This is a genomic window from Arthrobacter sp. SIMBA_036 (assembly GCF_046535135.1).
In the GTDB taxonomy this organism is placed as follows: Bacteria; Actinomycetota; Actinomycetes; order Actinomycetales; family Micrococcaceae; genus Arthrobacter.
Window position 1 is genome coordinate 149,349 of the sequence record NZ_JAWRXG010000002.1, and the last position, 12,858, is coordinate 162,206.

10 protein-coding genes are annotated in these 12,858 nt (G+C 63.8%); 6 read left to right on the forward strand and 4 right to left on the reverse strand.

Annotation, left to right across the window (positions count from 1 at the left end; genetic code table 11):
- Nucleotides 1–28: 28 nt before the first annotated feature.
- Nucleotides 29–559: a metallopeptidase family protein gene (locus SB659_RS03390; protein ID WP_284977680.1), complete on the forward strand. Its 531-nt coding sequence runs from the start codon at nt 29–31 to the stop codon at nt 557–559.
- Here SB659_RS03390 and SB659_RS03395 read toward each other — a convergent pair.
- From SB659_RS03395 to SB659_RS03405, 3 genes are read right to left on the reverse strand one after another with little or no spacing between them, the layout of a single operon-like run.
- A complete protein-coding gene (locus tag SB659_RS03395) occupies nt 553–2,310 on the reverse strand; it encodes a DUF5719 family protein (protein WP_410549484.1) in 1,758 nt (585 codons plus the stop codon). The two genes, SB659_RS03390 and SB659_RS03395, sit on opposite strands and share 7 nt — an antisense overlap.
- On the reverse strand, nt 2,303–5,626 hold the full coding sequence (locus tag SB659_RS03400) for a glycosyltransferase family 2 protein (protein WP_410549485.1): 3,324 nt from the start codon (nt 5,624–5,626) through the stop codon (nt 2,303–2,305). Before SB659_RS03400 ends, SB659_RS03395 begins: the two co-directional genes overlap by 8 nt.
- Before the next feature lie 29 nt (nt 5,627–5,655).
- Nucleotides 5,656–6,201: a WhiB family transcriptional regulator gene (locus SB659_RS03405; RefSeq protein WP_284974398.1), complete on the reverse strand. Its 546-nt coding sequence runs from the start codon at nt 6,199–6,201 to the stop codon at nt 5,656–5,658.
- A gap of 452 nt (nt 6,202–6,653) precedes the next feature.
- Here SB659_RS03405 and SB659_RS03410 point away from each other — a divergent pair, with 452 nt between their 5' ends.
- Nucleotides 6,654–7,346, forward strand: coding sequence for a TIGR03089 family protein (locus tag SB659_RS03410; RefSeq protein ID WP_410549486.1), 693 nt, complete (start codon nt 6,654–6,656; stop codon nt 7,344–7,346).
- A gap of 60 nt (nt 7,347–7,406) precedes the next feature.
- On the opposite strand, the gene SB659_RS03415 is transcribed toward SB659_RS03410, so the two are convergent.
- Nucleotides 7,407–7,952: a GtrA family protein gene (locus tag SB659_RS03415; RefSeq protein ID WP_284974396.1), complete on the reverse strand. Its 546-nt coding sequence runs from the start codon at nt 7,950–7,952 to the stop codon at nt 7,407–7,409.
- 180 nt (nt 7,953–8,132) lie between these two features.
- Between SB659_RS03415 and SB659_RS03420 the strand changes: the two genes are divergently transcribed.
- The 4 genes from SB659_RS03420 (at nt 8,133) to manA (ending at nt 12,858) form a co-directional block, all read left to right on the forward strand.
- Entirely contained in the window at nt 8,133–9,320 is a 1,188-nt protein-coding gene (locus tag SB659_RS03420; RefSeq protein WP_410549487.1) for a 5-(carboxyamino)imidazole ribonucleotide synthase, read from the forward strand.
- Between the two features lie 35 nt (nt 9,321–9,355).
- Nucleotides 9,356–9,880 (forward strand): 5-(carboxyamino)imidazole ribonucleotide mutase, encoded by a 525-nt coding sequence (gene purE, locus SB659_RS03425; protein ID WP_284977851.1) that lies wholly within the window; start codon nt 9,356–9,358, stop codon nt 9,878–9,880.
- Between the two features lie 11 nt (nt 9,881–9,891).
- Nucleotides 9,892–11,541, forward strand: a complete 1,650-nt coding sequence (locus tag SB659_RS03430; RefSeq protein ID WP_410549488.1) for an LCP family protein — start codon at nt 9,892–9,894, stop codon at nt 11,539–11,541.
- Nucleotides 11,542–11,607: 66 nt separating this feature from the next.
- The gene (manA, locus tag SB659_RS03435; protein ID WP_410549489.1) at nt 11,608–12,858 is read left to right on the forward strand and encodes a mannose-6-phosphate isomerase, class I; all 1,251 of its coding nucleotides are present in this window, start codon (nt 11,608–11,610) and stop codon (nt 12,856–12,858) included.

The following is a 12,858-nucleotide window of genomic DNA, read 5'->3' on the forward strand; positions in this document are numbered from 1 at the left end:
GCCGGTCCCTCCGGACTAAAGTCGATACATGCAGTCACAGCCACACGTTCCCGGATTCACCCTCCGGTGGACTGACGCAGAGGGGACTGACGCCAGTGGCGATCAGGCGGAGCAAAGCGCTGGCCCGGGCCGCAGTTTCCGGAGGCGCAGGCGAAACCGCCATGGCCGGGGACTGCGCGGCGAGTTGATGCTCCCGAACCTTCCCGGTTTCCGTTCGCGCTCCGAGCGCTTTGATGACATGGTGCTGGACTCAGCGGAACGGCTGCAGGACATGTGGGGAAAGCAACTCGACGGCGTACTCTTCGCCGTCGACGAGATCCCACCTGACCTTGAGGTGCTGGTCGCAAAAGGCGGCCCCGCACCCATGGGGTCCTACACGCCCGGAGGCCGCGGCCAAGCACCGATGATCACTGTGTACCGGCGGGTTGTCGAGCAGGGCTCAACCAATCGCGAGGAACTCCAGGACCTGGTGCATGACGTGGTGGTGGAGTACACGGCAGAAATGCTCGGCGTCCCGCCGGAGACGCTTGACCCTGTCTACCGCCGTCGTTATCAGTAACCGACTGAAACCGGCACCTTCTCAAGTCCAGCGGCTGCGTCCGGGATGGCAACCACCGAAACATCGTTTCGGCCGTCCTTACCAAGGAGGAGCGCGCCATAGACCGGATCGCCCGAGGCTGAAACGACGTATCCCGCCACGGCAGACGCTCCGGACTTCGCCGGCAGATCGATCGACGACGTCGTCCCTCCGGACATATCCACGGAAATGGCCTTGCCGATCTTCCCGTCCGTTGTCACCGGAGCGTAGCTGACCGTTCCACGACCTACGGGAACGCCGAAGGTCAACGACGCGTTGCCGTCCCGAGGGACCGCCACGAGATGCTGGCTGCCGAGCCGTGCGGAGGCCGGCGACCAAGCGAAGTCGCTTGGATCATTCACTGTTGCGCCCCGTGTCACCCGGGCTGAGGCAGCAAAAGCCACATCCGAGCTGGCGCCCACCGAGTACGTCCCGGCCGGCAGTCCGTCCAGGTTCAGTGTCGCTACGGTGCCGCCCTTCACCGTCACTACTCCCCCGTTGGGAATCTGACGCTCGCCGTTGGCGCCGTAGACGTGAACCTGGATGACCGCGTCAGCGGATCCGGGAACGGCCAGCTGCAATGCGGGGAGGGCATCCGCGAAGTCGGATTTGCCGCCGAGCGCCTTGATCGCCGCGGTGTCCTGGATATTGACCCCGGACATCACCTGGAGGTTGGAGGGCGCAGCGCCTGGGGACAAGTACTCGACGCCGCCAGGAACCAACCCCCGCAGGACGCTCTGTTGAATGGTTCCGGCAACCGGGCCGCCCGTACTGAGGAGATGGACCGCAAGTTGGGTCTGCCCAGGGGCCAGTCCCCCGAGATTGATGGATCGGGTTGTTCCTGGGGCCACCAAGAGGCCGCGAGCATTAGCAGCCTGAATCTGCCCTTGGCTCCCGAACAGATCAAGGTTCACCGTGGCCGGGGTTGAGGAGGCATTGCTGACATTCAGCACAGCGGTGCGGCCAACTGACGTGCTCGCTCCAAGGATCCAAGCATCGTTGCCGGGCTGTTGGCACTGCGCTGAGGCAAGCCCGCGCAGATCACCGTCCGTGGCGGAGTACGTGACGTTTGCGGCCATGGATGCCTGCTCATTGCCGATGGGATCAGCGCCCACCACGGTTGCGGACGTCACCGGACTGATGGAGGCCAAAGCTGCCGCCAGGACCGGAGGGCCGGTGGTCGGCGTCGGACTGGCCGTGGGTGCCTTAGCGATCTCCGCCACCGCACCGCCGGACAGGGCGGTCACTTTACTTCCCGGAATGACGCCGGCCGCATTGCTCAGCACCACGGCGTTGAGCGCACTGGTTGCCGTGGTCGATACGGGGCTGAACGCGGCATCGGTGCCGACGACGCTCCCATTGAGCAGCCGCGCCGGTTCCGGGCAAACTCCGAGCGCTTGGCCTGCCGGGACATCCGCCTGCGGTACATTCAGCGTTTTACCACCGGACGGGCCGGGCAACACCGACGCAGCAGCAACCGCCGCTCCCCCTGCAGCAAGGATCACGACGCCGGAGAGCACCCCAACGATTACGCCCTTGCGGGACGTACGGGATCCTTTCTTGCGCGAGCCTGAGTCTTTCGCGCGACTGGACCCGCTGGACTCCGTTTTGCCCGGCCCCTTGGCGCTGCTGGCCTTGGCATTTTCAGCCTTGGCGCTGCTGGCCTTGGCGCTGCTGGCCTTGGCGCCCGGCACGTCACCGGCGTCGTTGGCGCTGTTCAGCTCGTCAGACATTGCTGTACTCCTTACGGAGGGAAACTTCATCCCTCGACATGCCGGTCCGCGTGCGTCGAGCGGGCACTGGAACGGCAAGCAATACGGTCAGTCCGATCACGGCGACTTGGAGGATGCCCAACCACAACGCCCAGGGGTTGGTATAGCGGACCTCGAGGTGTCCACCGCCAGCGGGAAGTTCAAATGCTTGTGACCATCCCGAGGTGGTGGCCTTCAGCTGGTGACCGTCAATCGAGGCACTCCAACCGGGATCTGACCTCTCAGCCAAAACCACCATGCGGCCGGCGTCGCCGGCAGGCACTGGAGCGTTGACGGCAACATCCTCGGACGGGAGGAAGCCCGCAGTTGCGCCTTTTGAGTCCACGATGCGGGCCCGGTGGGCTGTATCGGCGGCCGTGGAAGCGGCTTGGTTCCGCGAGACAACACGCCACAGCCAACCGGCGTCGGTCTGGCCTACGGCGACGAGCCCTGGGACTGCGTCGATCCTGCTGGCGGTCAACTGCGCGGCATTATCGGCGGCCTTCAGCACCACAAAGCCAACGCCGAGCTGCTCAAGATCGGCTCGGGGGTCCACACCCGTACTTGCAACGATGGTGGCCACCGCCCTGCGCAAGGAAGTGGTGGCGGGATCGTCCGCGGCAGCTTCCTCACGCCCCGGAGGGCCGATGATCGTGCGGGCTGATGCAATGGTGGAGAGGCTATCCATCGTGGTGCCTTCACCCCTCATCAGCGACGACGTGAAGGTGCCCTGTTCGCCGCTGGTGATGACCAGAGTACGGGCCTTCTCGGGTCCGTGGCCAAGGTCGACGGCGGTGGCCGGCAAGGTGGCGTGGTCCACGGGCCACACCTGGCGGGCAACACCGAGAGATGCACGGGTCGTGGGGACGGCTCCGGAGCCCGGAGAGGGCATCAACACAGCCTGGGCAGCCCAAACAGTCATGGATGCCAAGGGCCCGGCAACCATGAGTGCCACTATCAAGCCGGAAGCTACACGGCGTAAGGCCGGCTTCCGCCCGGACCTGGTGGTGCTGGCTCCACCGGTTGCGAAGAGTTTTTCGGCACCCAGCAACGCCGCGCACAGCAGCAGAATGCCAGCCGCAGAGATAGCCGGGCCCGTGAATGGGCCCACCATCACGGAATTGTTCATCCCGGTCGCCAGGTGGCCTACCAGCCAGCTGCTCGCCAGCGTGGCCAAGGCTGCCAACCAGAACACGCGGACAAGCGCGGTGCGCCGCCCCGGGAGGAAAAGGGCGATAACAGCCAGGAGCAACACCGGCACGCCAATGAGGCAGGCCAACACCAAGGCCCAGGGGAAAGAACCGGGTCCGAAGACGGACAGGCCCGTCAGGCCGCCGTCGACGTCGAACGCCAATGGTTGGCCAAGAAGCTGCTGCCACAAAGGCGCAGCGTTGAAAGCGAGAGGCAGGCCGGGATCGGCCAGCAAAGCCCGGGGCCGGTCGAGGACGGAGATCGCGTAAGGCAGGAACAAGACAATAGTCGGAAGGAGGGACCACCACAGGGTCTTACCCCGCTGGCCCAATATCACAGCACCGAGTACCACCGAAACCACGATGGGCGCTATGAGGGAGGGCGCTGACGCGGTGACTACTGCCATGGCGAGCCCCGCCGCCGCAGCAGCAGTCCATGACGGTACTCCGTTGATTCCCGGTTTCTTGACTCGGACTGTCCGCTGGCCCAGCTGGCGCTGTCCCGGGGAGTGCCGCTGATCAATCGCGGCACCGCAGGCCCGCAGCAGTGCCAGCAGCAGCAACGGCATCAACAGGTGGGCAAGCAGCGCACCCACACGGCCCTCATTGACCGCCACCAGGAGTGACGGGGCTCCGGACCAGGCCAAGGCCGCAATGACCCGGAAGCGCCGCAACCTGGTGAGGGCACCCGCGGCGAACCATGCGGCCACCGCTGAAAGAGGAAGCGCCAGAACAAAGAGCCACACCATGGCTCCATTCCCGGCCCCGCCGCCGGCCAAAGACAGGAGCCACAGGACGTAACCAAACGGATCCCCGTGGCCAGGCAATCCGGCTCCCAATGAAATCCACCATGCGGAGGCGTTGGCCCAAACAGATCCGGCGGCGGAGGACAGCGGGAGCAATGCCCCGCCCGCCACGGAACCGGATCCAACAAGTCCCAGGAGGCCCACGAGTGCGGCGGCCAGGGCAAGCAACGCCGCAGCTACTGCGCCCGTTCCCACCCATCCGCGCTCATTGGTGGCCAGGGCTGCGAAGTCGTCAGCGGCGTCGCCACTGGGCTCCGGCGCCAAGAGGTCCGAAACAGGCGAATCATCCGCGGGCCGGATAGCTTCCAGCAGGGATCGCCTGTTGGCACGGACTTCACGTGTTGGTTTCTGCAACTTCCGGACAAGGGACCGTGGCACCCGCCGCGTCTTTGCGGCGACACGACGGGCGCGGAGTACAGCTGCCGGCCGCATCAAAGCTGCGACCGTGGCGGTGAACTGCGAGAAGCCATAGCCCGGTTCCTTGACCAGGATGCTCAGCAGGAGTCGGATCATCGCGCCAAGGAGGGCGCCCAAGGCCTGGAAGGGGACGTTCCACCATGGCGCGTGCTTAAGCCGCATGTGGATTTGGGCTTTCCGCGCGGCGGAGGAGGTGCCCAAGCCGTTGGGCCGGTGCTCCACATGGAACATATGCGCGCTGGGGACCACAATCACGCGGTTTCCGGCCAGCCAGTTCCGCCAGCCAAAGTCGACGTCGTCGCCGCTTCCTGGCAGTGCCGGATCAAAGCCTTGGAACTGTTCCCATACGTCCCTGCGGACCAGCATTCCGGCGGAGTTAACAGCGAAGGTGTCCGTGCGGTTATCGTGCTGGCCTTGGTCGACTTCATCGGCGTCGATCAGCGTGAGGCGCTCAGCCCAGCGGCTCGTAGACAAGCCCACGTCCACCAAATGCCGTTCGTTGTCCCAACCGAGCTGCTTGCAGCCTGCCACGGTAACCGACGGCGCGCGTTCCACGGCATGCAGCAGCTCAGCCAAGGCGTCCGCCGCCGGTGCGGCGTCATCGTGCAGCAACCACACCCAGTGGACGACGCCGGCTGGTTGGCCGCCGCTGTCCGGGGCCGGGGCGAGGTCCTGAAGTCCAGCCATCACGGCGGCGCCGAATCCGGACTTCGCCGGCGGGTGGAATGACATGACGTGGCCCGGGCCCAAAGCTTCGCGGAGCAATGCCAGCGAGTTGTCCGAGGATCCTGCGTCAACACCAATGGCGGCATCCGGCGTACGTGTTTGGTTCGACAGTGCCGCCAGTGTCCTGGGGAGATAGTTGCCGCCGTCGTGGGAAACCACGACGGCGGTAACGTGAACTTCCTTGAGAATCAGACCGCTCGCTTCCTAAGCCGACGACGCTCCCGCTCAGAGAGGCCGCCCCAAATACCAAACCGCTCGTCATTGGTGAGCGCGTACTCCAAGCACTGGGAACGGACGTTGCACGCCCCGCAGACTTTCTTGGCGTCCCTCGTGGAGCCACCCTTTTCAGGGAAGAAGGCCTCGGGGTCGGTCTGTGCACACAGCGCGTCGGTTTGCCAGCCCAGTTCACCTTCGTCATCGAAGTCACCTTGGCCGGGAAGCCCGATCCACACAGCTTGGGAGGGGGTTTCGGTGGGACGGCGCACCTCCATGGGAGGATCGTCGACGTCATCATCGGGACCCGCAGGCAGGTCTCCGATCAACGCCTCATGTTCAGCCAAGAGGGCAGTTGCCTGGTCCTCGAGTGACTGCTGCACGTTCTGGTTGTAACGGCTTGCCGCCTCCGGATCTGCCGGGTCCACGTACCAATCCCCCGGTACTTCCCGCGAACGGTACTTCACCGACGCATGTCCTGCGACGACTGCATCTTCCTGGATACGCAACGCTTGCCCCATGGCGTCCCTCCTGATTTTGCAGCTGCTGCGTGGATGGATTCCGATTCCCGGCAGTGACCCGGTCCTCTGTGCAGCGGCGTTGATTACTAATTACACGCGTGTAACTAGCGGCAGTCAAGCCGCGACGGGATAATAATCAAGATTCCGGACAAACGTGGGATGCGCCACGCCCGAGTTTTTGAACGACGCCGCCCTTGCAACTTCGCGGGAAATGGAAGTCTTGCATCAGATCCCATGAACTTCCGTTGAATTATCGGGGAATTTGCAAGTCGACGCCGCGGCCCATCTCCGCCTCGAAACAAGGGGTGTGGGGCAAATCACAGTACCCCTAAGGAGACTGACTTTCCCGATTCGGGGTCTCGCTGCAGAATGCGCCGTGCGCGCGGCATGTCCTGCAGCTTCGCATCGAATTGGAGCGTGAAGGGTGAAGTGGAGCGTGGCAAGATGGGCGCATGAGTATCCCGGCAGTTGACCTGATGACAACCCTGAGGTCGGGCCAGTCCACCTCCCCGAGGCTCACCTGGTACGGCCCTGATTCCGAACGCGTTGAGCTCTCCGGCCGCGTCCTGGACAACTGGGTAGCAAAAACCAGCAACCTCCTGCAGGACGAGCTGGATGCCGAACCGGGGATGGCACTTCGTCTCGACGTCCCGGCGCACTGGAAGTCTTTTGTATGGGCTTTGGCGGCATGGCAAGTTGGCATGGAAGTCGTCATGGACGGGACTTCCGCGGATATCCTCGTTACCGACACGCCCGACGACGCCGGGGCCGGCTTTGATGCGGTAGTGGCGGTACCCCTTGCCGCCTTGGCAATGCGTTGGCCCGGAAATCTGCCGACCGGCGTCGTCGACTACGCAGCGGAGGTCCGCTCACACGGTGACGTGTTCATGGCGCACAACGAGCCGACGCCGGACCTGCCGGCAGTGCGCGGAACGGTCAGCCACTTACACAACGGCCTACTGACGGACTTCGCCACCGTGGACGAACCCGGTGTGCGGCTCCTGGTCCGGGCCTCCGAGGGCTTGGAATCAGGGCTCGCAGCGTCCCTCGGGGCATGGACTGTGAATGGTTCGGTCGTGCTCGTCCACCCGGGGACGGATGTCACGGACCACCTGATCGCGAACGAGCGCGTCAGCCGCTCCTGAACAGCCGTTCCTGAACAGCCGCTCCTGAACAGCCACTCCTGGACAGCCGGCCTGCGGTCCTTAGCGTTTCTCGACGGAGGGCACTTCACCCGTGGCGGGGTTGCCCGTTTTGTGGTGCAGGTCGATGAGTTCGTGGTCCTTGGAGAACTCGGGCTCGGAATCCAGCTCCTCGTTGAACACCCAGAAGCGGTAGGCGAAGAAGCGGAAAATGGTGCCCAGGATGAGGCCCACTACGCTTCCTGCGATGAAGAGCGAAGGCTTGTCGTTCAAGTTCAGGATGTACTTGGCGACCCACACGCAGCCGGAGGCAATGAACAAACCGACGAGGTTCATGACGGCGAACAACACCGCCTCACGCATCACGTTGGCTTGCTTGCGGTGGCGGAAGGTCCAGAACCGGTTGGCCACCCAGGAGAACACACTTGCCACGATCGTCGCAATGGCCTTGGCCCATACTTCGCTGCCGTGCATCGGACCGGAAAAGAGCCAGATGTAGATGGCCGAGTCAATGACAAAAGCAACACCGCCAACGGCGCCGAACTTTGCGACTTCGCGCCAAAAAAGCGAAGCCAGTCCGCGGATGCGATCTGCAAGTGTGGTGATCATGACCCTCCATGGCCGTTGAAAAGTGGGCCGATGGGCCAAACCCATTTTAGCGCCCATTTCCAAGAGCTACCCGGGAGTGGACTGTGAGAAGCCCGATAGGGGGCGGTCCCGGGTGTGTAAACGGTGTCACCGGGGCGGCAGAATCAGGGATCCTGCCGCGGGTTCGGTAGGCTGAACCTTGTGACTTTTCCAGTGATTGGCGTAGTTGGCGGCGGCCAGCTCGCACGAATGATGGCTCCCCCCGCTACCGCATTGGGCTTCGAACTCCGGGTATTGGCCGAGGGCGAGGACGTTTCAGCGGTCGCGGCCGTGGCAACTGCCCCTGTCGGTGACTACAAAAACCTTGATGCGCTCCTCGAGTTCTCCAAGGGGGTGGATGTTCTCACGTTCGACCACGAACACGTCCCCACCGAGCACCTGCGTGCCCTCATCGAAGCAGGGGTCAACGTCCAGCCCGGCCCTGATGCTTTGGTCAACGCCCAGGACAAGCTGGTCATGCGGGCAGCCATAGATCGCCTTGGGCTGCCCAACCCGGAGTGGTCCGCGGTACACACCGTTGATGAGCTAGTGGAGTTCGGCAACAGGATTGGCTGGCCCGTGGTGCTGAAGACACCCCGAGGCGGATACGACGGCAAGGGTGTCAGGATCATCGACACCGCCGACGACGCCGCGGACAGCGCCGCCTGGTTCGACGCCATGAGCCCCCTGCTGGCCGAAGCCAAAGTGGACTTCAGCCGCGAGCTCTCAGCCCTCGTTGCCCGCACTCCCGGTGGGGAGTCCCGAGCTTGGCCCGTGGTTCACACTATCCAGGTAGACGGGGTCTGCGATGAAGTCATTGCACCGGCCCAAAACATCCCGGTTGAAGTGGCTGCCGCGGCCGAAGAGGCGGCCTTGCGCATCGCAAACGACCTCGGTGTCACTGGCGTCATGGCCGCGGAGTTGTTCGAGACGCCGGGCGTCGGGGCAGGCTTCCTCATCAACGAGTTGGCCATGCGCCCGCACAATACCGGGCACTGGACCCAGGACGGTTCCGTCACCAGCCAGTTCGAACAGCACCTCCGCGCAGTCCTGGACCTCCCCCTCGGCGCTACGGATGCTTTGGCACCGGTGACTGTCATGAAGAACTTCCTCGGTGGCGACAACCAGGACCTGTTCGGAGCTTTCCCCATGGCACTGGCGTTTGAGCCTGCCGCCAAAGTCCACTGCTACGGCAAGTCGGTCCGCCCTGGCCGCAAGATCGGACACGTCAACTTGGTGGGCACTTCGGTCGCCGACGTCGATTCCGTTCGGGAACGCGCCACCGCGGTGGCCAACATCATCCGCAACGGCCATATGCCGGCCCAAGCGTCCCCTGAGGAGACATTGTGACATCTGATCAAACAGCACCTCTCGTCGGCTTGGTGATGGGATCGGACTCAGACTGGCCCGTCATGGAAGCGGCCGCTGAAGCCCTTGCGGAATTTGGCATCCCTTTTGAAGCGGACGTGGTCTCAGCCCATCGCATGCCAACGGAGATGATCCGGTACGGCCAGACCGCCCACGAACGTGGGTTGCGGGTGATCATTGCCGGTGCCGGTGGCGCCGCGCACCTCCCCGGAATGCTGGCGTCAGTGACTCCCCTTCCCGTCATCGGTGTTCCCGTGCCTCTGAAGACTTTGGACGGCATGGATTCGTTGTTGTCGATTGTCCAGATGCCTGCGGGTGTTCCGGTGGCTACCGTTTCCATCGGGGGCGCGCGCAACGCCGGACTCCTTGCCGTCCGTATGTTGGCTTCCGGCACGGACGAGCTCGCGGAGAAACTCCGCGCTGACCTGCTCGCCTTCGCGCAGGAACTCAATGACGTGGCCACGAAGAAGGGTGGAAACCTGCGCCAAAAAGTCGCGGAGGTCTTCTCCCCCGCCAACGGATCTGCGCGGAGTTCCGCCTAGGAAGGCAGAGGATGACTACGGTGCACAAGACCTCGGATCGGCCTGCCCCCAAGCTGACTGATCCGCTTCGCTTTCCTTCCGGGGCTAGCGCCCCGGTTCGGACAAAGCGGGCCTTCGTGCTGGTCCTCCTCACTCTCTTCATACCCGGAAGCGCGCAGATAGTCGCCGGTAACCGCCAGCTTGGCCGCTTGGCACTGCGCGTCACCCTGGCGGTTTGGGCTGTGGCCGTACTTGCGATCTTCCTGGCTTTGGTGGATCGATCCGCGGTGCTCAGCATCGTTACGCACCCGGTCGCCTCCCTTGTGGTCATCGTGGTCCTGGTGGCGTTGGCCGTGGGCTGGGGCCTGCTTTTCCTGAACACTTTGCGCATCATCAGGCCCACCCTGCTCGCGCCAGGCATGCGGCCCATCGTCGCCGTCGTCGTGGTGTGCTCAACTGTCCTTGCCAGCGGTTCGCTGGGGTACATGGCGTACGTCCTGAACGTGAGCCGCAACGCAATTGGCAGTATTTTCGACGCCGGTCCGGCAATGACTCCCGTGGATGGCCGCTACAACTTCCTCATGATGGGTGGTGACGCAGGAAGTGATCGAACCGGTCGGCGGCCTGACAGCCTGTCCGTCATCAGCGTCGACGCGAAAACGGGCGCCAGCGCCATCATCTCAGTACCGCGCAACCTCCAGAACGCCCAGTTCAGCGAGCAGTCGCCCATGCGCAAGATCTACCCTGACGGCTACAACTGCGGTGACGAATGCCTGATAAACGCCGTCAACACCGAGGTCACCAACAAATACCAAGACCTGTACCCCGGAGTTGCTGATCCGGGCGCCCAAGCTACCCTCGAGGCTGTGTCGGGCACCTTGGGTATCAGCGTGCAAGCCTACGTATTGGTTGATATGGACGGTTTCGCCAAACTCATCGATGCCATGGGCGGAATCCGCATCAAAGCCGGCGGCTGGGTTCCCATCAGCGGCCCCACCATTGACGAGGCCAACGGGATCCACGGAATGCCTGACGGCTGGATCGCGGCCGGGGACCAGCACCTCAACGGGTTCCAGGCCCTCTGGTACGGGCGTTCCCGCGAATTCGTGGACGACTACGCCCGCATTTCCCGGCAGCAGTGCGTCCAGCAAGCCATGCTTAAGCAGCTGGACCCTGCCACGTTGTTGACCAAGTTCGAGGACATAGCCAACGCGGGTACCAAGGTTGTTGAGTCCAACATTTCCTCCGGCCAGCTCGGAAGCTTCGTGGATCTGGCATTGAAATCGAAGAACAAGGCGGTGAAACGGATGACAATCGGACCTCCCGACTTTGATGCCGCCTTCTCGACGACGCCGGACTTCGACGTGATCCACTCCAAGGTCCACGACCTGCTGGGCTCCGCAGGCGCCGCCCCTCAGGCCGCAGCCACCCCTCATGCCGATGGCGCCGTCACTGCGTCTGCTGCGTCTCCGCAGACGCTCCGGGTCGCACTGGCAAACGCGCCGGCAAACGCGCCCAAGCAGGCAGTGCCCAAGCAAGTGGCATCGGATTTCACCCCGGTGACCACCACGCCCGATGGGACGCCCATTACGGTGGAGCTGCTCAACGGACTCAAAGCCCAAGGCGACGAGCAAGGCATCCGGAACCTTGTGGCCACCAACGGACAATGCGCCCCGCTATAACGGGTACGTCCCTCTTTCCCGTCGTTCTTTCCCGCCGTTCACCGCAAACGATAAGGACCCTCTGTCGTGTATCAGATCGAAAATGTTTTGCGCCCCTACGCATGGGGTTCGACGACGGCGATCGCCGGGTTGCTGGGCCGGCCGGCCTCGGGTGATCCTGAGGCTGAATTATGGATCGGAGCACACCCTGACTCCCCCTCCACAGCTATCCACCCGAATGGTGTCACACAACCGCTCGACGCTCTCATAGCCTCGGACCCCGTACATTTCCTTGGGCCCGAAAGCCTGGCGGAGTTCGGCCCACGCCTGCCCTTTCTGACCAAGCTCCTGGCCGCTGAACAGCCGCTGTCATTGCAGGTCCACCCAAGCCTTCAGCAGGCCAGGGAAGGTTTCGCGCGGGAGAACGCAGAGGGCATTGCTGCCGACGCGGCCCACCGCAATTACCGCGATGACAACCACAAGCCGGAGATGATCTTCGCGCTCACCCCTTTCGAGGCCTTGTGTGGCTTCCGGCCGGCCGCCGAATCCAAGGCCACATTTGAGCACTTGGCGCAGGTCCTTGATTCCGCCGCCGCAAGAGTTCCGGACATCATCACCGAGGTCATTGCCGATCTTGGCCAGCCGGACGAGTCGGCAGCATTGAGGGCCGCGTTCCAGCGGCTGCTCCAAGCAGGTGCCGACGCCGCCCAGCCCATCGAGGAGATCGTTGCAGTCCTCTCCTCCGGGGCACCGCAGGAGCCCCACGCTGATACGTTGACGGCAATGCTGGAGATCAACCAAGCGTTTCCCGGCGACCCCGGCGTCCTTGTCTCACTGCTCCTGAACCACGTCAGCCTGGAACCCGGTGAGGTTGTCTACCTGCCGGCCGGGAACGTCCACGCGTACCTCCGTGGCTTGGGCGTGGAGGTCATGGCATCCTCTGACAATGTGCTGCGCGGTGGGCTCACACCGAAGCACGTCGACGTTCCGGAACTCCTCAAGACAGTCCGCTTCGAGGCCCTCGGCGTACCACGTGTGGACGTCAGCGGGACCGAATTCGGGCAGGAACTGTATCGTCCACCCTTCAAGGAATTCCAGCTCCAGCGCATCGAACTCGAGCCAGGCGCAGTGCCGGTGCCGTTGGCACAAAACGGGCCGGCCGTCGTCGTGGTTGTTGCCGGCGCCATGGTCCTCGATTCGCCCAAGAGCGATCTCAGGCTGGAGCGCGGCGCCGCGGCGTTCATCCCGGACATCGAGGCTCCCGTCAATGTCCACCCGGTGCAGGGCGCGACCGAGACCAGCATCGCCTTCGCCGTGACCACAGGTTTGGGGAACTGA